Source organism: Rhodomicrobium vannielii ATCC 17100, from assembly GCF_000166055.1.
Classification (GTDB): Bacteria; Pseudomonadota; Alphaproteobacteria; order Rhizobiales; family Rhodomicrobiaceae; genus Rhodomicrobium; species Rhodomicrobium vannielii.
In genome coordinates this window covers 2304292-2330520 of sequence record NC_014664.1, presented here as the reverse complement: position 1 = coordinate 2330520, position 26229 = coordinate 2304292, and the positions used below count along the sequence as shown (strand labels likewise).

Here is a 26229-nt window from a genome sequence, read left to right as displayed (position 1 = left end):
GCTTTGTTGGGAAACGGCCAAGCTGAGGGCAGGAAATGGCTAAGATGCAGGGGCGCGCCTCGCTGTTTTTGTTGGCGGCATCGTTGATTGCCTTCTCGTTTTCATGCGCAGCGGATGCGTCGGCAGCCGAATGCAAGCGGAAAACTGCGGGTTACTTCCTCGAATACATGAACCCCGATGGGCCGGGAAGGCTGGCGCTTTCGCTCCAGAGCATGCCGTCGCCGCTTACCGGAAAGCCGGGCGATGCCACGCGCGGTCGCGACGTGCTGGTCGACCGCCAGCGCGGCGACTGCCTCAGCTGCCACAAGATCAGCGCGGTTACAACGGTCGCGGATCAAGGTGGCATCGGCCCCGCGCTCGACGGAATCGGCGGTCGCTACTCGGAAGGGCAGCTTCGTCAGATCCTCGTTGATGCGAAGGTCTACTTTCCCGACGCTATCATGCCGTCCTACTACAAGTCGGACTCGGGCGAGCCGTCGATCCTGAACGCGGCGGAAGTCGAGGATTTGATCGCATATCTGAAGACGTTGAAATAAATCGGGCCGAGGGCAAGCCCGCTATTGGGAGGCGTACCGGTGAGAGGGAATCTCGGTGCGGCACTGTTTCAGATCGCAATAGGGATTTTTGCCGCTGCAATCTTCACCGCAGAAGGTGAGCCTCGCCGTGCCTTCGCGCCCGCAGACCCGTCGAACCCCCTGAAATATCTCATCCCCGGCGAGGAGTTTCTTCCTCCGTCCATCGCCGCGCAGCAGGCGGACGACTTCGACAATCCCGCCTACGCCCTCGTCGAGACGGGTGAAAGGGCGTGGTCCGCACCGGAGGGGACGCTCGGCAAATCGTGTCGCTCTTGCCACGGCTTGGGCAACAGAAACGGCGTCAGGCAGGCTGCTGCGACCTACCCGAAATATGTCGCGGGTTTGAAAGAGGTGATCACGCTGACCTCGCGCATCAACCTTTGCCGCAAGGGCAATCTGGGCGCGGATGTGTTGGCGGAAGACAGCACGCCCATGCTCGCGATGACGGCCTATCTTCGTTGGCTCGCGCGCGGAACCCCGGAAACGGTCGATAAAACCGGCCCGGCGGCGGAACTCTTCGAGCGCGGGCGCACTCTCTACCAGACGAAACAGGGGCTTTTGCAATTGTCCTGCGCGCAGTGCCACCATGAGCGGTTCGGCCAGAAGTTCGGCGGAGACAGCCTCAGCCAGGGCCATCCCGTCGCCTACCCCGCGTACAAGCTCGACCAGCAGCGGGTGATTACGCTGCATGAGCGGTTCCGCATGTGCAACGCTCTGGTTCGCGGCAGGGGCCAGCCCGATGGCTCGGATGATTACATAGCGCTCGAACTCTTCTTGAACTGGCGCAGCCGCAACCTGCCCATCACGGCGCCGGGCGTGCGGCCATGAGTTCAGCGGCGCTGCCCGCTGACGGCACTGCTGCGACGGCAAAGACGCCGGCGGCCCTGTCCATCGCCGGATCGGATTCATCGGGTGGCGCTGGTATCCAGGCCGACCTCAAGACATTCGCGGCGCTTGGCGTCTACGGCGCGACCGCGATCACGGCCATCACCGCGCAAAATACCCAAGGCGTGACCGCCGTCCATCTCGTGCCGGGCGACATCGTCGCAGCGCAGATCGACGCGGTGTTCGCCGATTTGAACGTCCGTGCGGTGAAAACCGGCATGTTAGGCGGCGCGGAGCAGATCGAAGCAACGGCGGACCGGGTGCATCACTGGGCGGGCGGCGTGCCCGTGGTGGTCGATCCCGTTATGGTCTCGACGTCCGGCGCGCGGCTTCTCGAAGCATCGGCGGTGCGCGCGCTGATCGAGCGGCTTTTCCCTCTCGCCGACCTCATTACGCCGAACCTCGCCGAAGCGGCCGCGCTTCTCGACGTTTCCATCGCGCGCACCGACGAAGAAATTGAGGCGCAGGCGCGACACCTCCACGCGCTCGGTCCGCGCGCCGTGCTTATCAAGGGCGGCCACGCTGGCGGCGCGACAGCCACGGATGTGCTTTTCGACGGGGCCGAGATCCGCTGCTTCGTCGCGCCCCGCGTACCGACCCGCAACACGCATGGCACGGGTTGCACGCTCTCCTCGGCGATCGCCGCGCATCTCGCGCAAGGACTGCCGCTCGCCGCCGCCGTCGAAGCCGCGAAAGCCTATCTGCAGGGCGCGCTGCTTGCTGCGGATGCCTTCCTCATCGGCGACGGCGCGGGGCCGGTCGCGCATTTCTGGAAGATGCCGAAAATTTAATAAAACTGGGCGCACATGCACCATTGCCGCCGGTTTCGCCGCGCCTTAACTCGATGGCAAGCGGGTTCGAAAACGTGAGCGGCGGATCATTCTTTTGCTGCAATCGGCGTCGAAACCGCAAAGATGTTCGCTGCCGCGAAAGAGGGATTTTCATGTTCAAGGCCGTTGTCGCAACCTGCACCGCCGCTCTTACGCTCGCGGCGGCCAATCCGGCGTTTGCCCTGTGTTCGAGCCAAGGGCTGGAACTCATGAAAAGCCTCGACGGCACGTGGAAGGGCAAGGGCGCGGTGACGCCCATCGGCGGCTCGCCCGAGCGCATCGCCTGCCGCATCTCCTACTCGCTGGCGGGCGGAGACAAGATCAACCAGATCATCACCTGCGCCGGAGCGGCGTGGAAGATCGAGGCGGCGAGCCGCGTGACCTGCACGGGCAATCGCGTCGAAGGGCTGTTCGAGGAAAAGGTCGCGCATAACACGGGCACCGTCACCGGCAGCATCGACGGTAATCAGCTCGTCTTCGAGGCCGACAGCCCGAATTTCAGGGGCAATTTCCACGTGACGTTCAAGGCGACGGGGAGCCACATCGTCTCGATCACGCAATTCGACAGCGCGAAGGGGCGGCAAGTGCCCGTCGCCTCGGTGCAATTGACGCGCTGATCGGCCGCCGTTCGAGTTAACAAGCGCTGCGGAGGAAGAGCGGCGCTTGTGAAGCGCGCGCCCGTCTTCTATTTTGCGTTCATGACAACGCTTTTCGAAAATCCGCCCGTCGATGGCGCGGCCTCGGCGCTGAAGCCCTCGCTTGCCGGTATGACGCGCCCTGAACTCATGGCCGCGCTCGCCGAGGCGGGTGTGCCCGCGAACCAGGCGAAGATGCGCGCCGCGCAGCTTTGGAACTGGACCTATGCGCGCGGCGCGACGGATTTCATGGCGCTGACCAACATCGCGAAGTCGCTCCGCGCCGAACTCGACGCGCGCTTCACGCTGGCGCGGCCAGAAATCGCCGCCGAGCAGATTTCGGAAGACGGCACGCGCAAATGGCTGCTGCGCCTCGCGCCATCGCATCCGGCCGAGCGCCCGCCGGAAATCGAAACGGTCTACATCCCCGAGCCGGATCGCGGCACGCTGTGCATTTCGAGCCAGGTCGGCTGCACGCTGAATTGCTCCTTCTGCCACACGGGTACGCAACGGCTTGTGCGCAACCTCACGGCGGCTGAGATCGTCGGACAGATCCTCGTTGCGCGCGACCGCGTGGGCGATTGGCCGGACGCCGATGGCCCCGCCGACCGGCACGGCATCCCCGAGTCGGAGCGCAAGATCACGAACATCGTGCTCATGGGCATGGGCGAGCCGCTCTACAATTTCGAAAACGTGAAGGCGGCTGTCGGGCTCGCGACCGACGCGGACGCGCTGTCATTCTCGAAGCGACGCCTGACGCTGTCCACCTCCGGCGTGGTGCCGATGATGCATCGCGCGGGCGAGGAAATGGGCGTGATGCTGGCAATCTCGCTTCACGCCGTCCGCGACGATCTGCGCGACGAACTCGTGCCGATCAATCGCAAATATCCACTGAAGGAATTGCTCGCCGCCTGCCGCGCCTATCCTGGGCTGTCGAACGCGCGGCGCATGACGTTCGAGTATGTGATGCTGAAGGGCGTGAACGACTCCGTGGCGGAGGCGAAAGAGCTGGTGCGGCTGCTCAAGGGCATCCCGTCAAAGATCAACCTTATCCCGTTCAATCCGTGGCCGGGGACGGCTTACGAATGCTCGGACTGGGCGCAGATCGAGCGCTTTGCCGATGTGGTGAACCGCGCGGGGTATGCGAGCCCGATCCGCACGCCGCGCGGTCGCGACATCATGGCGGCATGCGGGCAGCTCAAATCGGCGAGCGAGAAGCTTAGGGCGAGCGCACGGCGCGGCGAAGCGGCCATCGACGTGGCGGTGTGACGCGGGCAAACGCCGGTTTGCGATATGCATGCAAACGATTGGGACGTGGCGCTTCAGGCGCGCATGAGACAAACGGGGACGGCGATGAGCATTGGACATTTCTTTCGCGTGCTGTTCGCCGTTGTGCTGTCCGGCGTCATCGGCTGGATTTCGCTCGTCGCGCTGCATGCGGTGAAGCTTGTGAAAGAGGTCGAGCGGCTTCAGGCCACGGCACCCGACGAAACCTTCATTTTCGACGCAAGTTTTGAGAACGCGATCCTCGCGCTTCAGGGCGGCGGCGCGGTGGTGCTCGCAGCGGCCATCGCGGGCGTGCTGCTCGGCGAAGTGCTGCGGTCGCGGTCGCTGCTGTTCTATGCGGGCGCGACGGGGGCGCTTTCGGTGGTGCTCGCGGGCGCATTCTGGCGCGTAGACCTGTCCTCGCTCACCTCGCCGGTGTCGGCTGCGCTGGTGATGGCGGGCTGCGTCGCGGGCACGATCTATTGGCTGATCGCGGGCTATTCAGGCCCCACGCGATAGCGCGCCGAGGCGCTGCCCTTTGCCTCAACTGAGGCAAATTGGACCCAATCCGACTAAAATCGCATACAAACGACCGATTCCAACCTCAGCGTGGCCATATTGCTTCATTAATTGAGAGGCTGGGCAAGTTGAGTTGGGGCGTTTTATCATGGGCGACTCGTGGCGTAATATCCTCGAAAGAGCGGCGACCAATCTCGCGGTGGATCTCGATCCCGCCGCGCCGTTGCGTCAACCGGAGCCACATCTGTCTTCATCGCTGTCGCGACCGGCGGTTCAATCCTATCGGTCGTTCGAGGAAAGCCGCGCGGCTTTGGAGCGTGAGCTCGCTGCACTGTCAGCGTCGATTCCGACGGCCTACGTCCAACACACGCAGGCCCAACAGGCTGAGGCTGCCCCCCACAGCGGCAGCGGCGCGCTCGTTCGCACGACGCCCATGACACGGCCCATCGCCGTAAAGCCACCGCAGGCGGAGTCGCGCAGGGCGAAACGGAGCCGTGCATGGAGAAATGTCGCGGCGGTTTCCATCTCCAGCGCTGTGGTGGTCGTGTCCGGCTATGTGCTCGTCGGCTATTTCAAAGCCGGTGAGATCGCGCTGCCGCAGATGCCGCGTGTGGAGAGGGCATTCAACTTCGAAGTGCGTCCAGAAATCGCCGTTGCAGAGCCCGCGGCAATTCAGGCGAGCGTTGAAGTGTCGGATGTCGAAGCCGCACCGGAATTGAATCAGGGCACCGAGGATGTCCTCATGGAGCGCGGGCTGAGCCAACTCGCGCAGGGCGACGGCGCGGCCGGGCGCGCGGTTCTGGAAGTGCTGGCCCGATACGGGAGCGTGCGCGGCGCGCTCGCGCTTGCGGAAACCTACGATCCGGCGAACGTCAGGCATCGCCCGGAATGGGGCCTCGCGGCCGATGTCGAGCGCGCGCGCGAATGGTATCGGAAGGCGGCCGATCTCGGCAGCGTCAACGCCTATCAGCGCCTCAAGGAGCTTGACCGGACGAACCAGTCGAGCATGGCGCGGCATTCTCACGCGGTCTAAGCGCGCGCTTCCTTGCACGCCGTTCCGTGAAGCGGCGTAGCGCCACCGTGCGCGCCATCAGAGCTTCCGCAGGAAGAGACCCGCCCCGGAAATACCGTTGAAGATGGACTGCACCGCGATCGCGGCGAGCAGAATGCCGAGCAGGCGAGTCACGACTTTCTGCGCCGTCAGGCCGATCCATTCGCGTATTTCCTGCGCCGCGAGCATCAGGATGAACGTGATCGTCATAACCGCAAACAGCGCGCCGACGATGGCCACCTGATGCCATGGCTGCCCGCTCGCATTCGCCATAAGCACCATCGCGCCGGACATCGCGCCCGGCCCCGCGAGGATCGGCGTCGCGAGGGGAAACACGGCGATCTCGCCCGAGCTTTTGATCCGGGCTTCGTCGCTCTCAGGCATGGTGATGGTGCTGCCCGCGATGGTCGTCTCGAAGATCATGTCGAGCGCGATCAGGCCGAGGATGATGCCCCCCGCCGTTTGCAGGGCGGGCATGGTGACGCCGAGCGCCTCAAGGATTTCCGAGCCGAACAGCGCGAAGAACAGAATGATGCCGGTGGCGATGCCGATGGCTTTCAGCGAGACGGCAAGCCGCTCCGCACGGTCGCATCTCGGGCAGAAGGAGGCGAACAGCACAGCAGCCTCGACCGGGCCGATCGTGGCGAAGAACATCGCAAAAGCGGACAGAGCGACCTCGAACATTCGCTCGTGGTAGCAGGCAAGGCTTGGGGAAGCGTCAACGAGCCGCACTTGATTGTGGCGAGGTACGCGCACGAGGCAAACGGGCGCGCGCCTTGTTGCGTGGCGCGCCTGGCGGCCTGATGAACGACGCAACTAACCGCCATCCTCGCCGCTGGGCGGCAAAATCCAACAGCTGTGGCGGCGCCCGCCAGGTTACTCGGCGGCTGCGCGCGCCTTGATCGCTTCACGCGCCGCGTCCTCGCCGCGCCGCTTGGTAACGGCCTCCGTCCCTCCGCGCGTCGTCTGGAACATTTCGAGGCTGTCGAGTTCGTCCGGCACATCGGCCTGAAGCGCAAGGTCGAAATAGGTCTTCCGGTTCGGGTCGCGCATGATCTGCTGCCGCCAGAAGTCCATGCGTGCGATCCAGTAGCCCATCAGCACATGCTTGCGAACGGTTTCAAAGAAATAGCGCGGATAGAAGCTCAACCAGCTTTCGCGCGGTAGGCTGGGGCGGCGGTCGCGGCGGTATTTCAGGCGGAGATAACCGCTTTCGAGCGGATGCACGCCCTCATATTGGATCGAGAAGAAGAACCAGTACATCATGATCATGACCTTGCCCGGCTTCATCCCGCAAGCTACGGCCCGGCGCATCACGGTCTTCATGTGCTCTGGCGAGTAGAAGGAGTGCCACGCGGCTCGGTAGGTTTCTTCCCACTGCGCCAACGTCATGCGCGGATGATGCGTCACTGCGTGATTGATGTCGTACTTGTTCATGTCCGGGTCCATCCAGACGCCGTTCCGATAGAGCGTCTGATGGTCTTCCGAGCCGGGGAGCGGCGTCAGCATGAAGAATTCGAGCACATCGACGGGCAGCTCGCGCTTGATGATTTCGATATCGCGGGCAACCGTTTCGGGCGTGTCGTTCGGAAAGCCGATGATGTAGCCCGCATAGGTGACGACGCCGCGTTTCTTCCACGCCTGAAGCATGGCGCGGTAATCGGTGATCTTGTTCTGTCGCTTCTTCGCGCCGAGCAGACTGTCCGGGTTGATGTTTTCGAGGCCAATGAAGACGCGTGACACGCCCGCCTTGCTGGCCTTTTCCACGAAGCCGGGGATCTGATGGCAAAGCGTGTCGACCTGGATCGTGAACTTCACCTTGATGCGCTCGCGCTCCCGAAGCGCGATGACGCGGTCGAACAGGGCTTCCCAGTTGCGATTGCGCGCAAAATTGTCGTCGGTGATGAAAAAGCGATGGATGCCCTGGGCGTGGTTCTGGCGGATGATGGCTTCGAGGTCGTCCGGCGAGCGGAAGCGGCTTTTCCGGCCCTGCACGTTGATGATCGTACAGAAGGAGCATTGATACGGGCAGCCGCGCCCGAGGTCGAAGCTTGAGGTGACGCCGAGCGTCCGCCGCACATGCTCGCGCGGCAGCATGGGATGCGGCTGATGCGTCATGTCCGGCAGGTCGGACATGAAATTGTACAGCGGTTGCAGCGTGCCTTGATAGGCGTCGCGAAGCACGATGTCGAAGCGCCCATCCTCCGCCTCGCCCGCGAAGAGGCTGATGCCCTGCTGTTGGGCCGCGCGGATGTCGGACGGCAGGTCCGGCAGCATGGCGACACATCCGGACACGTGAAACCCGCCGATGGCGACGGGCAGGCCCGCCTTGCGGAATGTCATCGCGAGATCGACCGCGCGGGGGAACTGGTTCGTCTGTACGCCGACGATGGCGACAAGAGCCCTCTCGCCGGGCTTTATCGAGCTGACGATCGCATCGGGGCGCACGCGCAGGTTCGTCTCGTCGTAGGTCGCGATGGAAAGCTCGACATCTTCGCCCAGCACCGCACGCGCCTTGCAGTCTTCCGCGATGCCGTTGAGGCAGGCGAGCGTATTCGACGGGATGGCGGAACGCAGCCACTGAATTGGGTAGCCGTCGTCGTCATAGTGCGAGGGCTTGATCAGGATCAGGTGAAAGATTTCGCCAACTGTTCCGTCCATGCCCGCCCCATGCCTAGAAAACAAGGTTATCGGATATTCTGCCCTTCTAGAGACACGGCGTTTGGCATACAAGATGCAATTATGGCTTGTTAACAGCATTTTACACAATCGAGCGTGGCGCCGTTGAGAATTGCATGCCTCGCGGTTGCCGTGACGACAGGCGCTGCCGTCATCGCCCTTGACGCCGCAGCCATTCGCCCCAATACGTAAGGGGCCAGTTGGCCGGATGGCCGCTGTTCGCACGTTCCTTGTGGGCCGAAAGGTCGTGAACGCGCGGATGGAGGAAAGTCCGGGCTCCACGGAAACACGGCGCCGGATAACGTCCGGCGGGGGCAACCCCAGGGACAGTGCCACAGAAAGCAAACCGCTTTATCGTGGGCCTATCGCGCTCTGCGCAGCTTGAGGCCGTTCGGCTTCAGGCTCGGGCCTTCGATACAGTAAGGGTGAAAGGGTGCGGTAAGAGCGCACCGCGCGGCTGGCAACAGACGCGGCAAGGTAAACCCCGCCGGGAGCAAAACCGAATAGGGACGGCACGGCTCGCGGGCTTCGGCTCGCGGCGGAATGCGTTTCCGCATCGCCGTCCGGGTTGGTTGCTTGAGGCGCGCGGCAACACGCGTCCCAGATGAATGGCCATCGCGGCGGAGCAATCCGCCGGCACAGAACCCGGCTTACAGGCCAACTGGCACTTTTTCCGAGAGCGCGAAATCGTTTGCCGACCCCACGCAATCGGCTGCGATTTTGACGCCGGTTTCGCTCCATTCCTCGATTTCATCGATACGATTCCGGAACATGTCGGTGCGATCTTCTGGTTGCGCTGGCGTTCTCGCGGCGAACTTGCGCGCAGGATATTAGTGAGCAGCCAAGGGTCCGGGGCGAACCGCATGGAAGCGAAGTGGTATTATGCGGAAAACGGCGCGTGCGTCGGCCCGACGACAAGCGAGGAGATCATCCGGCGCATCGAACGCGGCAAGGATCAGCCTTATCTGATCTGGACGGATGGCTTAAACGGCAGGGCCAACGGGAACACTCCAACGTCGACCGCCTTTTTCGCCGAGGAATTGGCCGCCGCGCCGCAACGCGATGTCGGCCCGAAGAGCAAGCGGGCGGTGCTCGTCCATCGGGCGCGCGATGAGCTGATCCAGTACCTCGCGGTTTCCACGTACCTCGCCGTCTGTTTCGGAGCGCTGATTTTCTTCAAGGCCGCCGTTCTTGGCAGCGAGGGAATCGAGTACCAGCGCTTCGGTTTGGCGCTCGCGAAAGCCTTGATACTTGGGAAATTCGTCCTGGTTCTGGAGCGCCTCAACATCGGCAATCGGGTGAAATCGACAGGCGTCCTCTTTGCGGATGTCCTGGTGAAGGCCTTGCTATTCACCACGCTTTTGCTGGTGCTGACCGTCGCCGAAGAGGTGATCGTCGGCCATCTGAATGGGCAGTCGGTGCGGGATGTCCTGAAGGGCTTCGCCGGGGGTACAATGCCCGAGGTTTTGGCTACGGTCGTGCTGATGTTCCTCGTGCTGGTCCCGTATTTTGCATACCGCGAACTGGCGGCTGCTCTCGGTGAGGCGACGTTCTCGCAGCTGCTGTTCAAGCGCCAGCGGTTGAAGCGGGCGCAGCGTCCGCAGCGCCGCTAGTCAATTTGCCCACGGCCCGCCACGCTTGGGGTTTATGCAAGGTCCGGTGCCGCGCGGCGTTAAGCCATGCGGCGTGATTTCCCTCGACATCTCAAGGCAGGGCGACTATTCGTGACGCCCTCACAGCATAAGCAGGCTTGATCGATGATAGAGGCCGAAACGCCAACCGTCTGGTCGCCCCAAGTGGCCGAAGCCTTGCCGCGCGATCTCTGCACCGATTGCGGCGTGTCGCGCTCCTCAGATCCGCGTCGCTGCGGGCGCGCCTGCCAATTCATCAAGCCCGATTACCCGAAAATGGAAGCGCGTGTGCATGGCCGCACCCGCAATCCGCAGCGCGAGGACGAGCGGTTTTTCGGCCCGTACAAGCGAATGGCCCGTGCCGCGATGAAGCGCCCGCGCGAAGGTGCGCAGTGGACCGGCATAACCACGCGCATCGGCGAGCGCCTGCTCGAAACCGGCGCGGTCGACGCGGTGCTGACCATGGTCGCGGATGACGCCGACCGCTGGCGGCCGAAGCCCGCGCTCATCACCCGCGCCGCCGACATGGCCAAGGCGCGCGGCATGCGCATGGGATACGCGCCGCTGCTAGCGCTGCTCGAACCGGCGCGCGAGGCGGGCCACAAGCGCATCGCGGTCATCGGCGTGCCATGCCAGATCTTTGCGCTGCGCGGGATCGAGCAGGAGCTCGGCTTCGAGCGCGTCTATGCCATCGGCACGCCGTGTTCGGACAACACCACGACCGAGAACTTTCACAAATTCCTGAATCTGCTGTCGGATAAACCGGAAACAATTACCTATCTGGAATTCCGCGCGGATTACCATGTCGAACTGCGCTTTGAAAACGGCAAGGTGAAAGAAATACCGTTTCTCTTGCTGCCCATTTCGAAGTTGCCCGCCGATTTCTTTCCGCTGACCTGCCGCACCTGCGTCGATTACACAAATTCGCTTTCCGACATCACGGTCGGATACATGGCCGGGCAAGGCCAGCAATGGCTGATCGTGCGCAACGAGACGGGCGAGGAATTGCTGCGGCTTCTCGGTGACGAGGTTTCGCTCTCTGAGCCGGGCACGGCCGGGAAGCGTGACGGCCCAGTGAAGGGCTTTCTCAAGAATACCGAACTTGCGGCGGGCGGGCTGCCGATGCGCAGCATGCCGAACTGGGCGCGTCCGATTGCCGGCTGGCTCATGCCCAAGGTTGGGCCGCGCGGACTCGAATTCGCACGCGCCCGTGTCGAGATGAAAGCGGTCGAAACCGTGCTTCATCTTCGCGCGAAACTCCCGAAACGCATTCACAACATGGTACCGGAGCATGTCTGGGCGCTCGTCGAGCGTTACGGCCTTGTTCCAAGCTTAAGCGAGAGAGTCTCGTCGAAGCGGCATTTGTCTGGCGACCTTTAATTTGATGGCTAGACTTATTGTCGCAAATGACGTTTCTTGCTCGAAAAGCTTTTACGGTCGTGTAATCACTAAAAAGTGATTTCACCGTCACCAAAAACTGGCAGGTGGAGGGGAACGGGTTATGAGGAACGTAGAGCGATTTTCAAGTTCTGCTTTTTTTCCGTCTGGTCATCCCTCAGGTGTCGCCCGCTCCACAAAATCCACAGCCCCCATTTCCGATGCGCAGGAACGCCAGAAACGTCTGGCGTCCGTGATTGCTCAGGAAATCATTCCCCGGCTGTTTCAGATCCACCACGACGTGTTGAAGCCCTGCGCCTGTGAGCCCTTTGTGCCTACGCGGGCCGAAATCGAGGAGCTGGCGCTTCTCGTGCTCGGGCCGGACATGCAGGCCGCGCACAGCTATATCCAGCGCGTGAAGCGGCGTGGCCTCTCCCTCCACGTTCTTTTCACGGAGCTTCTCGAACCGGCTGCCCGCCATCTCGGCCGCATGTGGGACGAAGACCGCTGCGACTTCCTCGATGTGACGCTCGGTGTCGCGCGGCTTCAGGAATTGCTCGCGGTGTTCAACGATACGCACAGCGTCCCCGCCATGGGCGACATGCGGCGCATCGTCACGTTGACGGCTCCGGGTGAGCAGCATCGCTTCGGCCTCGCGGTCGTCGAGAAATTCATGCGCGCGGCGGGGTGGCATGTTCGCTCCGAGGCGGGCGCTTCGCCTGAAACCGTTATCAAGGCCGTTCACGCGGAATGGTTCGCCGTCGCTGGCGTTTCGCTTAGTTGCGACTCGCGTCTCGACGTCATCGAAGACACCATCAAGGCGATCCGCCAGCATTCCTGCAATCCTTCGATCACCATCATGGTCGGCGGAGCCGCGTTCAAGGACTGCCCGCAATACGCAAATATCGTGGGTGCGGACGGCGTGGCCGATAGCGCGGCAACGGCCGTGCTCCTCGCGCAGAAATTGCTGGATCAGTCGTTGATGCGGCGCGCCTACTCGGCCGCCTGACCTGCGTCGCGTCGGCCACAGGCGGGCCGGCTCTTCTCCGCGACAGCAGCTTGTTAACCCTCCTTGTACGAAAAATTTACGGCCCCCGTGCAGTATCGAGTGACGCTCGCGCAGGGATCACCGTTATGCGTTCACTTTGCCTTCTCGCCTTCGGCTGCCTCGTAGGATTGTTCGCCTACACATACGACCTGAAGATCAAGACGCGCGCGCTCGAAACCGATGCGCGCGAACTGATTACCGCGCTTCAGGACGAAAGCGACTTCCTCGCCCTCATGCGCGCCGAGGTGAGCTATCTCTCGCGCCCGGAACGGATCGAGGAGATGGCGAAGAAGACGCTGAAGCTCGAACCGATTTCGTCGCAGCAGCTCGTGCCATGGAGCGCGGTCGTCACCGGCACCGGCGCAAGCGTGCAGCCGTCCTCGTCCTTCGCGACGCCGGTTCGCAGAGACGGTATTGCGGCGCTTATCGAGAAAAGCTCGATTCAGTCGGCGGTGACGGTGACGGGAGAGCGTTAAGCCCATGGTGACGCTGGCCTCGCTGTGCCGCAGGATCGGCGGCGCGCAAAGTGCCGAGCGAGCCGCGCAGAACGCGCGGAGCGCGCAACGGCTGCTGGCCGCGTGCTTCGCCTTCGGATTTCTCGCCCTCTCGGTGGAGATCACGCGCTACGGTATGACGCCTGTCGAGATGCCTTCGCTCTCGTCGCAGTCGGCCCCGGTCGCGCTGGCGAAAAGCCGCCCCGACATCGTCGACCGCAACGGCAGGCTCCTCGCAACCGACATCCGCGTTTACTGGTTGGTGGCGAACCCGAGCCAGATCCTGAACCCGGATGAGGCCGCCGAAAAGATTGTCGCCCTTTTCCCCGATCTCGATCAGGGCTCGCTCGCCCGGCGGTTTCGCGACAAGGACAGCCGCTTCGAATACGTCAAGCGCGGGTTGACGCCGAAACAGGCCGAAGCCGCGCATGCGCTCGGCATCCCGGCGCTGACACTGCTGCCGACCGTGCAGCGCGTCTATCCCGCCGGAAGCGTCGCGGCGCACATTCTCGGCATCACGAATGTCGACAACGAGGGACGAAGCGGCGTCGAGTGGTACATCGACCAGAAGCTCGCGGGCCAGTTCTCGCCGACATCGCTGTCGGAGCGACCCATCGTGAAGCTTTCGCTCGATCTTGGCGTACAGCACGCGCTGACCGACGAACTGTCGAGGGCCATGGAGCGTTACACCGCGCAGGCGGCGATGGGCATCGTGCTCGACGTGAAGAACGGCGAAGTGGTCGCGTCGGCGTCGCTGCCCGACTTCGACCCGAACCGCCGTGAGCAGGCCGCCGGACAGAACCGACAGAACCGCGTCGTGACCGACGTTTACGAACTCGGCTCGGTGTTCAAGTCGCTCACCATCGCAATGGCGCTCGATCAGGGCATCGCGACCCGCTACGAGATGTTCGATGCGACGCCGTTCAAGCTCGGCCGTTTCACCATGCGCGACCCGCATGCGAGCCGCCGGATGTACTCGGTGGAGGACATTTTCATCCACTCGTCGAACACTGGCTCGGCGCGCATCGCGCTGGCAGCGGGCGGAGAGAAGCAGCAGGCGTTTCTGAGATCGCTCGGCCTGTTCGAGAAGCTGGAGACGGAGGCGGGATCGTCGCCAACGCCAGTTTTCCCGAAAACGTGGCGGTCGGTGAATGTGGCGACGGTGGCCTATGGGCACGGCATCGCGGTGCCGCCGCTGCTGTTCGCGTCGGCGATGGCTACGCTCGTGAACGGCGGCGAACGGCTGAAGCCGACATTTCTGATCGCGGAGAAAAATGCGAACGACGAGCCGCAGCGCGTGATTTCGCCGGAAACGAGCGCCACGATGCGCGATCTGATGCGCGCTGTGGTCGAACGGGGTACGGGGCGCAAGGCCGCCGTTCAGGGTCTGGGTGTGGGAGGGAAGACGGGAACGGCGCTCAAGGTGAAAGAGGGGCGCTATTCCTCGGACGTCATCAACAGTTTCGTGGCGGCCGTTCCGATCGACGCGCCGCGATATCTCGTCATGGTCACGATCGACGAGCCTCACGCGGAAGCGGGAACCAAGAGCAACGAGGCGTCGCAGAATGCCGCTCCGACAGTTGGAGCCATCATAAAGCGCATCGCTCCCATGCTCGACATTCTGCCCACTCCCCGGTTTGACGAAGCGGCCGCGACCTCCTATGAACAGCCGGCGCCCTACGACGCGCGCCGCGCGCCATACCGGAACAATCGCTATGAAACTGGCGGATCTGATCAAGGATATTCCGCTTACTCTCAGCCGCGGCAGCCTCCCGCATACGGATACCGCGACGACCGTGGCGGCTCGCGGTCCGGCGGCGGATACCAGTACGGCGGCGATCCCCGAGATTTCTGGTCTTACCGCCGATAGCAGGCAGGTCAGGCCGGGCATGCTGTTCGCTGCGCTTTCGGGCACGAAGGCGGACGGCATGGCTTACGCAAAGGCGGCGGAAGCTGCCGGTGCGGTGGCCGTGCTTGCGGGCGAAACGGCAAACGCCGAGGGGCTTTCCCTGCCCATCCTCCGCGCCGCCGAGCCGAGGCGCGCGCTGGCGCTTCTCGCCGCCCGGTTCTATCGCGCGCAGCCCGACATCATCGCCGCCGTCACGGGCACGAACGGCAAGACGTCCGTAGCGGCATTCCTGCGCCAGATATGGGCGACAGCGGGCCACGACGCTGCGAGCCTCGGCACCATCGGCATCATCACCAATGCGGGCGAGCGGCCCCTGTCGCATACGACGCCCGATCCGGTCGCGCTGCATAAGGCGCTGGCGGATCTCGCGAACGAGGGCGTGACGCATCTCGCGCTCGAAGCGTCGAGCCACGGCCTCGACCAGCACCGGCTCGACGGCGTGCGCTTCTCGGCGGGCGCGTTCACGAACATCACGCGCGACCACCTTGATTATCACCCGACCTTCGAAGATTATTTCAACGCGAAGATGCGCCTGTTCCGCGATCTCCTGCCCTCCGGCGCGCCCGCAATCATCGACGCGGATGGCGATCACGCGGACGATGTCGTGGGCACGGCCCGCGCAAAGAAGCTCGACGTGATGACCGTGGGCGAACGCGGTGCCGCGCTTTGCCTGAAGGGCGTCGAGCGCGACGGCTTCCGCCAGCGACTTTCGATCATCTATCGCGGGCGGCTGTTCACCGTGCTGCTGCCGCTTGCGGGCGCGTTCCAGGTGTCGAATGCGCTGGTGTCGGCGGGGCTCGCGCTCGGGCTCGGCAGTTCGGCGGGAGGCGTCTTCGAGGCGCTGGAAACGCTACGCGGCGCGAAGGGTCGGCTCGACTATGTCGGCGAGACGAGCGCAGGCGCGCCGATATTCGTAGACTATGCCCACACGCCCGACGCGCTGGTGAAGGCGCTGGAAGCGCTCCGCCCTTACGTGACCGGTCGGCTGCACGTAGTGCTCGGCTGCGGCGGCGATCGCGACCGGGGCAAGCGTCCCGAGATGGGCCGCGCGGCGACCGCCAACGCCGATATCGTTTATGTCACAGACGACAATCCGCGCAGCGAGGAACCGGCCGCGATCCGTGCCGCGATCATGGCGGCAGCACCGGGCGCGACCGAGATCGACGGACGCGCGGATGCCATCGCCATCGCCATCGGCAACCTTGAGCGGGGCGATTTGTTGCTTGTCGCTGGCAAGGGCCACGAAACGGGGCAGATCGTCGGCACCAAGGTCATTCCCTATTCCGATCATGAGGCGGTCGCTGCTGCGCTCGCCGCCATCGGAGAACGGAGAGCAAGCCATGCCTGAGCAAATCGTGGCTAAGCCGCTGTGGACCGGCGCGGAGATCGCGCGCGCGCTCGGCATCGCGCCACCAGCCGCCGATGTCGTCGTTACGGGCGTCAGCATCGACAGCCGCACGGTCGAGCGCGGCGATCTGTTCGTCGCGATCAAGGGTGAGCGCTCGGACGGGCACCGTTTCATCACCGCCGCCTTCGACAACGGCGCGGCGGGGGCGCTTGTCTCTCGCGACTACGCGCCGCAGGTGCCGTTGGCGGCCGATGAGCCGCTTTTCCGCGTGGACGACCCGTTCGCGGCGCTTGAGGAGCTTGGCCGCGTCGCGCGCGCCCGCACGGATGCGCGCATCGCCGCCGTGACCGGCAGCGTCGGCAAGACGACCACAAAGGAGATGCTGCGCGTGATGCTCGGCGAGAGCGGGCCGACGCATGCCTCGGTAAAATCCTACAACAATTTCATGGGTGTGCCGCTGTCTCTCGCGCGCATGCCCGCCGCTTCGCGCTTCGGCGTGTTCGAGATCGGGATGAACCACGCGGGCGAGATCGTGCCGCTCGCGAAACTCGTGCGGCCGCATGTTGCGATCGTGACTTGGGTCGCGCCGGTGCATATCGAGTTCTTCACCTCCGAAGCGGAGATCGCGCGCGCGAAGGCCGAAATCTTCGAAGGCTTGGAGCAAGGCGGGGCGGCTATCCTGCCCGCCGACAATCCGCATTTTGAAAGTCTGGCGGCGTTCGCCCGCGAAAGGAGTGCGCGCGTCGTGCCGTTCGGGCTCAGCTCCGAAGCGGAAGCGCGCCTCGTGAGCTTCGAGCGCACAGAGGAAGGGTCCGTGGTCACGGCCGACATTTTCGATCAGCGCGTTACGTTCGCGCTCGCCGCACCCGGGCGGCACCTCGCGCAGAACGCAGTCGCGGCGCTGGCGGGCGTGTCGCTCCTCGGCGGCAATGTCGAGGCCGCCGCCGCAGCCCTGGCGCGCTTTGAGGCACCCGAGGGACGCGGCCGAAGCGCTACCTTCGAAACGCCGCGCGGCCCTGTGCTCGTCATAGACGAAAGCTATAACGCCAATCCGGCTTCGATGCACGCCGCTCTCGACGTGCTGGGCGCGGTGCCGCCGTCGCGCTACGCGCGGCGCATCGCCGTGCTCGGCGATATGTTGGAGCTGGGCCACGACGCGCCACAATTTCACGCCTCCCTTGCGAGCGCCGTTGACTCCAACGCCATCGATCTCGTTTTCTGCGCCGGTCCTTTGATGGCGAGCCTGCATGAAAGTCTGCCCGCCGAAAAGCGCGGCGGATGGGCCAACGCCTCGGAGGATCTTCGCGGGCCGGTGCTCGATGCCGTCTGCGGGGGCGACGCCGTCATGATCAAGGGATCGCTTGGCAGCCGGATGGGACAGATCGCGGAGGCGCTCAAGGCGCGTTTCGCATCCTCGCCGAGCTAGCCGGAGCGCAGGCTCACAATTTGCTGGCGCCGTCCGATGCGGAGCCGGCGACTTGGACACGACAATGGGCGCCTGATCGCAGGATCGCGCGGCGCTTCGGATCGGCCCCGCCCCGGATGCGCCGGAGCGGCAGAGCCGAGCGGAAAACAAGAACGGGACGGCTTGCCACACTGGCGGGCACGCTCCGAGGTGGACATTTGCATGCTTTATCTGTTGGCCGAATTGAGCAACCAGGCGCCTCTCTTCAATCTGTTCCGGTACATCACCTTCCGGACGGCTGGGGCGGTCGTTACCGCGATGCTCATCGTGTTTCTGCTTGGGCCGTCGCTTATCAACTCGCTGCGGGTGAGGCAGGGCAAGGGCCAGCCGATCCGCGAGGACGGTCCGAAATCGCACTTCTCGAAGAAGGGCACGCCGACGATGGGCGGGCTCATGATCCTGCTCGGTCTGTGCGTGGCGACGCTCCTGTGGGCCAACCCGTATAACCCTTACGTGTGGATCGTGCTCGCCGTCACGCTGTCCTACGGTCTGATCGGCTTCTACGACGATTATCTGAAGGTCACGAAGCGCAACACGTCCGGCTTTTCCGGGCGCTTTCGCCTGTTGCTCGAACTCTTGATCGCGGGCATCGCCACCTACGCGATCATGGTCGCCACCGCTCCGTCGATCTCGACGAGCCTCACCGTGCCGTTCCTGAAGGACGTGGTGATTACGCTCGGCCCGGTGCTGTTCGTGTGCCTCGGCGTATTCGTGATCGCTGGCGCGGGCAACGCGGTGAACCTTACGGATGGCCTCGACGGTCTCGCCATTGTGCCGGTCATGATCGCGGCGGCCACCTTCGGGCTGATCGCCTATCTCGTCGGCAACCGCATCTTCTCCGAATATCTGCAAATCCATTTCGTGCCCGGTGCGGGCGAACTTGCCGTCGTCTGCGGCGCGCTGCTCGGCGCGGGGCTCGGCTTCCTGTGGTTCAACGCGCCGCCCGCCATGATCTTCATGGGCGACACCGGGTCGCTGGCGCTCGGCGGCCTTCTCGGCTCCATCGCCGTCGCCGTAAAGCACGAGATCGTGCTCGCCATCGTCGGCGGCCTGTTCGTGCTCGAAACCGTTTCCGTGATCGTGCAGGTGTTGTCCTACAAGCTGACAGGCAAGCGCGTCTTCCGAATGGCGCCGCTGCATCACCATTTCGAGCAGAAGGGCTGGGCCGAACCCACAGTCGTCGTGCGTTTCTGGATCATCGCCGTGATCCTCGCCCTCGTCGGGCTGGCCACGCTGAAGCTGAGGTAACGCACATGATCGAAGCGCACTCGTTCAAGGGCCGGAAGGTTGCCGTCTTCGGCATGGGGATGTCGGGGCTTGCGGCTGCGCGTTCGTTGATCGCGGGCGGCGCGGAGACGATGGTCTGGGACGATGGCGAGAAAGGGCGCGATGCTGCGGTCGCGGCGGGGCTTCCGGTGCGCGACCTGCGCGAGATCGACTGGCGCGCGCTCGACAGCCTCGTGCTCGCGCCGGGCGTGCCGCTCACGCATCCCGAGCCGCATTGGACCGTGAAGCTCGCTGAGGCGAACGGCGTCGAGATCATCGGCGATACGGAGATCTTTTTCCGCGAGCGGCGGCGCGTCGGTGCGAACTGCCCGGTCATCGCCATCACGGGCACCAACGGCAAATCCACCACCACGGCGCTGTCGAACCACCTGCTGAACGCGGCGGGGCGCGCGAGCGTTTGCGGCGGCAACATCGGCAGAGCGGTGCTCGACCTGCCGCCGTTTGTCGACGGCCAGCATTACGTGCTTGAGCTGTCGAGTTTCCAGCTCGACCTGACGCCCAGCCTCGATCCCGATGCGGGCATCCTTCTCAACATCACGCCCGACCATATAGACCGCCACGGCAGCCTCGAAGGCTACGCCGCCGTGAAGGAGAAACTCTTCGCCAACATGACGGGCGGAGGCACGGCGGTCATCGGCGCGGACGACGCGCTGTGCGACGCCATCGCGGCGCGGGCTGAGGCGCGCGGCGTGCGGACGCTACGCATTTCGTCGACGAAGCCCGTGGCGACCGGCATCTACGGAGAAGGCTCCGGCCTGTTCGAGCTTGCGGACGGCGCGCTGCAAAATCGCGCCTCACTCTCCGGCATCGGCTCGTTACGCGGCGCGCACAACGCGCAGAACGCCGCCGCAGCGCTCGCCGCCACGCGCAGCCTCGGCCTTCCATGGGCCACCCTCGTCGAAGGACTGCAAAGCTTCCCCGGCCTCGCCCACCGCATGCAGGAAATTCGCCGCATCGGCCATGTGCTGTTCGTGAACGACTCGAAGGCCACGAACGCGGACGCCGCCGAGCGCGCGCTTCTCTCCTTCACCAACATCTACTGGATCGCAGGCGGCAAACCGAAGGCGGGCGGCATCGAGCCGCTGGCGCCCTTCTTCCCGCGTATCAAGAAGGCGTATCTCATCGGCGTCGCGGCGGAGGAGTTCGCGCAGACCATCGGCGGGCGCGTGCCGGTGTCGATGGCGCGCACGCTCGACCGCGCGGTGGCCGAGGCCGCCGCCGACGCCGCAGCACAAGGCTCGGGCGAGGACGCGGTGGTGTTGCTCTCTCCCGCCTGCGCCTCCTACGACCAGTACCCGAACTTTGAAATTCGCGGCGACGCCTTCCGCGCTGCCGTCGAAGCCCTGTCCGCTCCGCCTGCCAAGGAAAAGGCGGCATGAGCTTCAGCCGCGCGGAGCGCGCCGTCGTCACCGACTGGTGGATCACGGTCGATCGCACGCTCCTTGCGTTGATTCTTGTGCTCGCCGTCGCGGGGCTTGCGGCCTCCTTCGCGGCGAGCCCCTACATCGCGCAGAAGCTCAAGCTCGAACCGTTTTACTTCGTGAAGCGGCATACTATTGGCGTGATTGCGGCGCTCGCGATCATGTTCATCGTCTCGCTGGCCACTCCGCAGCAGGTCAAGCGGCTGGCGCTTATCATGTTCGGCGTCGGCCTCGCGCTTATGGTGCTGGCGCTCCTGCAAGGCATGGAGCGCAACGGCGCTGTGCGCTGGCTGAACATCGGCGGCGTGCTGCTTCAGCCGTCGGAGTTTGTGAAGCCGGGCTTCGTGGTGCTCTCGGCCTGGCTTTTCTCGGAAAGCATCAAGCGGCAGGACATGCCCGCGCTGGAACTCGCCGGGCTGGCACTCGTGGCCTTCGTCGCGCTGCTTGTGCTTCAGCCCGACATGGGGCAGACGATCATCGTTGCGACGGTTTGGTGCGCGCTGTTCTTCCTGTCGGGCTATTCGCTCAGGTTCGCGCCGATCTTCCTCGCCCTCGCGGCCGCTGGCCTCATCGCAGCCTATTTCACGATGCCGCACGTCATGACCCGCATCAATCGCTTCGCGGGCGGCGGCACCGAGTCCATGCAGACCGTGCTCGCGATGAACGCATTTCGCGATGCGGGCTGGCTCGGGCATGGGCTGGGCGAAGGCTTCGCGAAGGGCCGGCTGCCCGATGCGCACAACGATTTCGTGTTCGCCGCCATCGCCGAGGAGATGGGCATCGCCGCCTGCCTTTTTCTGGTCGCGATTTATGCCTTCATCGTCTGGAAAGCGCTGACAGCAGCGTTTCGCGAACGAGATGCCTTCATTCGGCTTGCAGCGGCCGGTCTCGTGATGCTTTTCGGATTTCAGGCGCTGGTGAACATGGCTGTTAACCTCAACCTGATCCCTGCGAAGGGCGTCACGCTACCGTTTATTTCCTATGGCCGCTCGTCGCTCCTTGCGACGGCCGTCACATTGGGCATGATCGTTGCCCTGACGAGAAGATCGGTGTTCAAATACTCTGCCCAAGTGCTGCCGCCCTTGGGTCTCACGGTGACATCCGGAAGGGAGACGCGTTCATGAGCCGCGGTTCGATCATGTTGGCGGCCGGTGGAACCGGTGGCCACCTCTTTCCTGCGCAGGCGCTCGGCGAGGAACTCGCCCGCCGGGGCTATGAGGTTGACCTCATCACCGATACCCGTGGAACGGTCTTCGGCGCAGAATTTCCTGCGCGCAAGGTTTACAAGGTCGCGGCTGCCACGTTCAAAGGCCATTCGCCGATCGAGGCGACGAAGACGCTCGGCGTGCTCGGGCATGGCTTCCAGGCGTCGTATCGCATCATGGGTGAGGCGCAGCCGCGCGCGATCATCGGCTTCGGCGGCTATCCCACGCTCGCGCCCGTGCTCGCGGCGATGGGCCGGGGAATCCCGTCCGCGATCCACGAGCAGAATTCGGTGATGGGGCAGGCGAACCGCTTCCTCGCGCCGATGGTCAAGGCCATCGCCTGCTCGTTCGAGAACACAAAATATCTCGAAGGCCGCATGCAGCAAAAAGCGCGCGTGACCGGTTCTCCGCTGCGCCAGTCCGTGCTGGCGCTGAAGGCCATCCCCTACCGCCCGCCGTCGAGCCAGGCTCAGCTCAATCTTCTGATCGTCGGCGGCAGTCAGGGCGCGCGTTACCTCTCAGACATTTTGCCGCAGGCATTGCAGCTGCTGCCGGATCAGATGCGCGACCGCCTGTTCGTGATGCAGCAGTGCCGCGAGGAAGACATCGACCGCGTCTTCGACACCTACGAGGGTTGCGGCATCGCCGCCGAACTTGCGACATTCTTTGAGGATCTTCCTAGCAAGATGTCGAACTCGCATCTCATCGTGGCACGCAGCGGCGCGACCACCGTGGCCGAGCTTTGCGCGCTTGGGCGACCCGCGATCATGGTGCCGCTGCCGCATGCGAAGGATAACGACCAGCTCGAAAACGCCACACGCATGGAAACGGCGGGTGCTGGCTGGTGTTTCCCGCAGGCGACGCTTACGCCCGAAAATCTCGCTGCCACCGTCCGCCGCCTTTTCGAGGATCCGACGGCGCTCGTCCGGGCTGCAACCGGCGCGCATGCGCTGGCGAACTACAGAGCTGTGGAGAATCTCGCGGATATGCTCGAAGAACTGGCGGAGAAGCACGAATTTGCCGCCGACGCGGCAGCGACCGCTTAATATCCGCACCGTATCATCGTGGGATTGAACATATCGGGGACAGGATCGACTGGCTTTCGGCGTTTGCACTTGCGGCGGAGCAGTCTCCCAATGAAAACCGGGGTCATCGGATCGTTTTGCGACGCGCCAGGCTCCGGCCCGAGGGAAGAAAGGACATAAGATGATCGATCCGCTTTCCGGCGGCCGGATTCACATCATCGGCATTGGCGGCATCGGCATGAGCGCCATCGCCGAGATCATGCAAGAGCGCGGCATCCCGGTTCAGGGCAGCGATCAGAAAGAGGGCGCCAATACGCGGCGGATCGCGGCGCAGGGCATCAAGGTGCTCATCGGGCAGGACGCGGCAAACCTCGAAGGCGCGTCCGTTGTCTGCATTTCATCCGCCGTCAAGGAAGGCAACCCCGAGCTTCAGGCCGCGCGCGAACGAGGGCTTCCCGTTTTCAGCCGCGCCGAGACGCTCGCCGCGCTGATGAAGGGCTATCGCACAATCTGCGTGACGGGTTCGCATGGCAAGACCACGACGACATCGATGATCGGCTGGGTCATGGAGAAGGCCGGGCTCGATCCAACTGTGCTCGTCGGCGGCGTTCTGCGCTCGTGGGGCACGAATGCGCGCATTGGCGCGAGCCGCTGGATGGTGGTCGAGGCGGACGAATCCGACGCCACCTTCATCAAGCTGCCGACCGAAATCGGCGTCGCCACCAACATCGATCCCGAGCACCTCGACTATTACGGCTCTGTCGAAGCGCTGCATGAGGCGTTCCGCACCTTCCTCCGGCAGATTCCGCAAACCGGCGTCGCCGTGGCTGGCATCGATCACCCCGTCGTGCGCGAATTGACGCAGGAACTGGCGGCTTCGGGCGAACTGCCGCCGCTCACCTCCTTCGGCCGTGCGCTCGATGCGCGTGTGAAGATTGACAACGTCGTGAGCCAGGGCGCTTCCGTCATGTTCGATGTTGTCATAGCAGGCAAACCCGGCGAGCCTCCGCTTCGGCATACGGGCGTGAAGCTTCAGGTGCCCGGCGCGCATAACGCGCTGAACGCGGCCGCCGCGATAGCTGCATGCCTCCATGCGGGCCTCTCCGCCGACCAGATTTTCGACGGCCTCGCGTCGTTCGAGGGCGTGGATCGCCGTTTCTCGCCGCGCGGCGAATGGAACGGCGTCGCCATCTACGACGACTACGCGCACCATCCCGCCGAAATCGCCGCAGTGCTCAGCGCCGCGCGCGGGGCCGCACGGGGGCGCGTGATCGCCGTTGTGCAGCCGCATCGTTATTCGCGGCTCCAGTCGCTCTTCGGCGAGTTCTGCGCCTGCTTCGCGGACGCGGATACCGTGGTCGTAACGCCCGTCTATTCGGCGGGCGAGCAGCCCAACGGCATCGACCGCGATACGCTCGTCGACGGTCTGCGCCAGCAGGGGCACGCCCGCATTTACCCGGTCGATGGCGAGGATACGCTGGTTTCGACGCTGGCGGCAGTCGCCCAGCCCGGCGATCTCGTGCTGACGCTTGGCGCCGGCACGATCTCGGAATGGGCGCGCGCGCTTGCCGAAAAGCTGAACCATTATCCGGCCTTTGCTGGCGCGGCGGAGTAAGGCCGTGTTCCAAGACATCGCAGCAGCGCTTCTGGCCGACGCGCCGGAACTTCGCGGCAAGCTCCTGCCGAACGCGTCGATGAGCGAATTGACGTGGCTCCGCGTCGGCGGCCCCGCTCAGGTGCTGTTCAAGCCTGCCGACGAGGAAGACCTCGCCTATTTCCTCGCGCGCTGTCCGGCGGACATCCCGGTGATGGCTGTGGGCGTCGGCTCCAATCTCCTCGTACGCGATGGCGGTGTGCCCGGCGTGGTGATCCGGCTCGGGCGCGGCTTCAACGACATCGAACCGCTCGACGGCGCGCGTATCCGCGTGGGCGCGGCGGTGCCAGATGTGCGGCTCGCCCAGGCGGCGGCGCAGGCGGGCATCGCGAAGCTCGCCTTCTATCGCGGCATTCCGGGCACCGTGGGCGGCGCGCTGCGCATGAACGCGGGCGCGCATGGCGGCGAAACGAAAGACGTGCTCGTTCAGGCGCGCGCGGTGGACCGCAGCGGCGCGGTGCATGTCTACGACAACGCGGGCATGGGCTTCACCTACCGCCATTGCGGCGTGCCGGACGATCAGATTTTCACCCGCGCCGTCTTCGAGGGCGTTCCGGGCGACCCGGCCGAGATCGAACGCGAGATGCAGGGCGTGGCCGAGTATCGCGAGGCGAACCAGCCGATCAAGAGCCGCACCGGCGGTTCCACGTTCAAGAACCCGCCCGGCAAGAGCGCGTGGCGGCTCATCGACGAGGCGGGTTGCCGCGGTTTCCGCGTCGGCGGCGCGCATATGTCGGAGATGCACTGCAACTTCCTCATCAACGACCAGAACGCCACAGCCACCGATATCGAGACGCTGGGCGAGACCGTGCGAAAGCGCGTGTTCGAGAAGACGGGCATCATGCTAGACTGGGAAATCAAGCGCATCGGCGTGCCCGCGCCGACGAGCGCAGCGCTGGCGGCCGCCGAATGACAAGCTTTCACCATATCGCCGTGCTGATGGGCGGCTGGTCCTCGGAGCGAGAGGTTTCGCTGAATTCGGGCGAAGCCTGCGCGGGCGCGCTCGAAGCGCAAGGCTATCGCGTCACGCGCATCGATGTCGGCCGCGACATCGCCGACCGGCTCGCCGCGCTGAAGCCCGACGCCGCCTTCAACGCGCTGCACGGCAAATGGGGCGAGGACGGCTGCGTTCAGGGCATCCTTGAGACGCTGCAAATTCCGTACACGCATTCGGGCGTGCTGGCGTCGGCGCTGGCGATGGACAAGGCGCGCGCCAAAGTCGCGATGAAGGCGGCGGGCGTGCCCGTGGCGGCGGGCGTCGTCGCTTCCCCGGCCAAGGCCGCGCAGCGCCATCTGCTGCCGCCGCCCTATGTCGTCAAGCCCGTGTGCGAGGGATCGAGCGTCGGCGTGTTCATCGTGCGCAACGATTATGAACATCCGCCGCAAGAACTGACGCGCGCCGACTGGACGCATGGCGACGTTCTCGTCGAGCGTTATGTCGCGGGGCGCGAGCTGACATGCGCCGTTCTCGGCGATCGAGCGCTCGGCATCATCGAGATCAAGCCCGCCGAGGGGCTCATTTTCTACGATTACGAAGCAAAATACGCAAAAGGAGGCTCCTACCACATTCTGCCTGCACGACTTTCACCGGAAATTTACGAAAATATTCAGAAAATGGCGGTCGACGCGCACCACGCGTTGGGCTGCCGGGGCGTAAGCCGGGCCGATTTCCGTTTGGACGATCGGCCGGAAGGCACGGGCGAGCTTGTTTGTCTTGAGGTCAATACCCAGCCGGGCATGACCGCGACATCGCTCGTTCCGGAACTCGCTGCCCACGCTGGATTGTCGTTTGGTGAACTTGTGCGGTGGATTGTGGAGAACGCCTCTTGCAATCGTTAGTTTCGGGTACGGTTAGCGCGAAAGGCCCAGGGATCGGGGCGGCGCAACCGGGTAAGGATGCCGCTGCGGCGCCATCCCTTTTTCGA

At 64.3% G+C, this 26229-nt stretch carries 23 protein-coding genes and 1 other RNA gene; 22 read left to right on the top strand and 2 right to left on the bottom strand.

Features of this window, described 5'->3' with window-relative positions:
- Positions 1-35: 35 nt before the first annotated feature.
- The 7 genes from soxX to RVAN_RS10700 all read left to right on the top strand — a co-directional run bounded on the left by soxX (position 36) and on the right by RVAN_RS10700 (position 5743).
- Positions 36-536 (top strand): sulfur oxidation c-type cytochrome SoxX, encoded by a 501-nt coding sequence (gene soxX, locus RVAN_RS10730; protein WP_049779362.1) that lies wholly within the window; start codon positions 36-38, stop codon positions 534-536.
- A gap of 39 nt (positions 537-575) precedes the next feature.
- Positions 576-1403: a sulfur oxidation c-type cytochrome SoxA gene (gene soxA / locus RVAN_RS10725; protein ID WP_013419742.1), complete on the top strand. Its 828-nt coding sequence runs from the start codon at positions 576-578 to the stop codon at positions 1401-1403.
- Entirely contained in the window at positions 1400-2251 is an 852-nt protein-coding gene (gene thiD, locus RVAN_RS10720) for a bifunctional hydroxymethylpyrimidine kinase/phosphomethylpyrimidine kinase (protein WP_013419741.1), read from the top strand. Before soxA ends, thiD begins: the two co-directional genes overlap by 4 nt.
- A gap of 152 nt (positions 2252-2403) precedes the next feature.
- Positions 2404-2907, top strand: coding sequence for a hypothetical protein (locus RVAN_RS10715; RefSeq protein ID WP_013419740.1), 504 nt, complete (start codon positions 2404-2406; stop codon positions 2905-2907).
- Between the two features lie 81 nt (positions 2908-2988).
- Positions 2989-4194, top strand: a complete 1206-nt coding sequence (gene rlmN / locus RVAN_RS10710; protein WP_041788978.1) for a 23S rRNA (adenine(2503)-C(2))-methyltransferase RlmN — start codon at positions 2989-2991, stop codon at positions 4192-4194.
- 84 nt (positions 4195-4278) lie between these two features.
- Entirely contained in the window at positions 4279-4710 is a 432-nt protein-coding gene (locus RVAN_RS19025) for a hypothetical protein (protein ID WP_155942423.1), read from the top strand.
- 148 nt (positions 4711-4858) lie between these two features.
- On the top strand, positions 4859-5743 hold the full coding sequence (locus RVAN_RS10700) for a hypothetical protein (RefSeq protein WP_013419737.1): 885 nt from the start codon (positions 4859-4861) through the stop codon (positions 5741-5743).
- A gap of 57 nt (positions 5744-5800) precedes the next feature.
- Here the strand turns inward: RVAN_RS10700 and RVAN_RS10695 are convergent, their stop codons facing one another.
- Together RVAN_RS10695 and RVAN_RS10690 are read right to left on the bottom strand one after the other, a co-directional pair.
- Positions 5801-6445, bottom strand: a complete 645-nt coding sequence (locus tag RVAN_RS10695) for a MarC family protein (protein ID WP_013419736.1) — start codon at positions 6443-6445, stop codon at positions 5801-5803.
- Between the two features lie 192 nt (positions 6446-6637).
- Positions 6638-8422 carry a B12-binding domain-containing radical SAM protein gene (locus RVAN_RS10690; RefSeq protein WP_013419735.1) on the bottom strand — a complete coding sequence of 595 codons (1785 nt, stop codon included), beginning with the start codon at positions 8420-8422 and terminating at the stop codon, positions 6638-6640.
- A gap of 214 nt (positions 8423-8636) precedes the next feature.
- On the opposite strand from RVAN_RS10690, the gene rnpB reads away from it, so the two are divergent.
- The 15 genes from rnpB to RVAN_RS10620 all read left to right on the top strand — a co-directional run bounded on the left by rnpB (position 8637) and on the right by RVAN_RS10620 (position 26143).
- Positions 8637-9109: RNase P RNA component class A (gene rnpB / locus RVAN_RS19395), an RNA gene on the top strand.
- Positions 9110-9303: 194 nt separating this feature from the next.
- Positions 9304-10053, top strand: a complete 750-nt coding sequence (locus RVAN_RS20225) for a DUF4339 domain-containing protein (RefSeq protein WP_155942422.1) — start codon at positions 9304-9306, stop codon at positions 10051-10053.
- A gap of 144 nt (positions 10054-10197) precedes the next feature.
- Positions 10198-11451 (top strand): Coenzyme F420 hydrogenase/dehydrogenase, beta subunit C-terminal domain, encoded by a 1254-nt coding sequence (locus RVAN_RS10680; RefSeq protein WP_013419733.1) that lies wholly within the window; start codon positions 10198-10200, stop codon positions 11449-11451.
- Between the two features lie 328 nt (positions 11452-11779).
- A complete protein-coding gene (locus RVAN_RS10675) occupies positions 11780-12457 on the top strand; it encodes a cobalamin B12-binding domain-containing protein (RefSeq protein WP_169309538.1) in 678 nt (225 codons plus the stop codon).
- Positions 12458-12582: 125 nt separating this feature from the next.
- Entirely contained in the window at positions 12583-12972 is a 390-nt protein-coding gene (ftsL, locus tag RVAN_RS10670; RefSeq protein ID WP_013419731.1) for a cell division protein FtsL, read from the top strand.
- Between the two features lie 4 nt (positions 12973-12976).
- A complete protein-coding gene (locus RVAN_RS10665; RefSeq protein ID WP_013419730.1) occupies positions 12977-14860 on the top strand; it encodes a peptidoglycan D,D-transpeptidase FtsI family protein in 1884 nt (627 codons plus the stop codon).
- On the top strand, positions 14787-16247 hold the full coding sequence (locus RVAN_RS10660; RefSeq protein WP_041787482.1) for a UDP-N-acetylmuramoyl-L-alanyl-D-glutamate--2,6-diaminopimelate ligase: 1461 nt from the start codon (positions 14787-14789) through the stop codon (positions 16245-16247). The genes RVAN_RS10665 and RVAN_RS10660 overlap by 74 nt, the downstream gene beginning before the upstream one ends.
- A complete protein-coding gene (locus RVAN_RS10655; protein ID WP_013419728.1) occupies positions 16240-17673 on the top strand; it encodes a UDP-N-acetylmuramoylalanyl-D-glutamyl-2,6-diaminopimelate--D-alanyl-D-alanine ligase in 1434 nt (477 codons plus the stop codon). Before RVAN_RS10660 ends, RVAN_RS10655 begins: the two co-directional genes overlap by 8 nt.
- A gap of 201 nt (positions 17674-17874) precedes the next feature.
- Complete coding sequence (gene mraY, locus RVAN_RS10650) at positions 17875-18960, top strand: phospho-N-acetylmuramoyl-pentapeptide-transferase (protein WP_013419727.1); 1086 nt, start codon at positions 17875-17877, stop codon at positions 18958-18960.
- A 5-nt stretch (positions 18961-18965) separates the two neighbouring features.
- The gene (gene murD / locus RVAN_RS10645; RefSeq protein ID WP_013419726.1) at positions 18966-20378 is read left to right on the top strand and encodes a UDP-N-acetylmuramoyl-L-alanine--D-glutamate ligase; all 1413 of its coding nucleotides are present in this window, start codon (positions 18966-18968) and stop codon (positions 20376-20378) included.
- Positions 20375-21544 (top strand): FtsW/RodA/SpoVE family cell cycle protein, encoded by a 1170-nt coding sequence (locus RVAN_RS10640; RefSeq protein WP_013419725.1) that lies wholly within the window; start codon positions 20375-20377, stop codon positions 21542-21544. The genes murD and RVAN_RS10640 overlap by 4 nt, the downstream gene beginning before the upstream one ends.
- Positions 21541-22671: an undecaprenyldiphospho-muramoylpentapeptide beta-N-acetylglucosaminyltransferase gene (gene murG, locus RVAN_RS10635; protein ID WP_013419724.1), complete on the top strand. Its 1131-nt coding sequence runs from the start codon at positions 21541-21543 to the stop codon at positions 22669-22671. Before RVAN_RS10640 ends, murG begins: the two co-directional genes overlap by 4 nt.
- 160 nt (positions 22672-22831) lie before the next feature.
- A complete protein-coding gene (murC, locus tag RVAN_RS10630) occupies positions 22832-24265 on the top strand; it encodes a UDP-N-acetylmuramate--L-alanine ligase (protein WP_013419723.1) in 1434 nt (477 codons plus the stop codon).
- A 4-nt stretch (positions 24266-24269) separates the two neighbouring features.
- Positions 24270-25217: a UDP-N-acetylmuramate dehydrogenase gene (gene murB / locus RVAN_RS10625; protein WP_013419722.1), complete on the top strand. Its 948-nt coding sequence runs from the start codon at positions 24270-24272 to the stop codon at positions 25215-25217.
- Entirely contained in the window at positions 25214-26143 is a 930-nt protein-coding gene (locus RVAN_RS10620) for a D-alanine--D-alanine ligase (RefSeq protein WP_013419721.1), read from the top strand. The genes murB and RVAN_RS10620 overlap by 4 nt, the downstream gene beginning before the upstream one ends.
- Positions 26144-26229 lie beyond the last annotated feature (86 nt).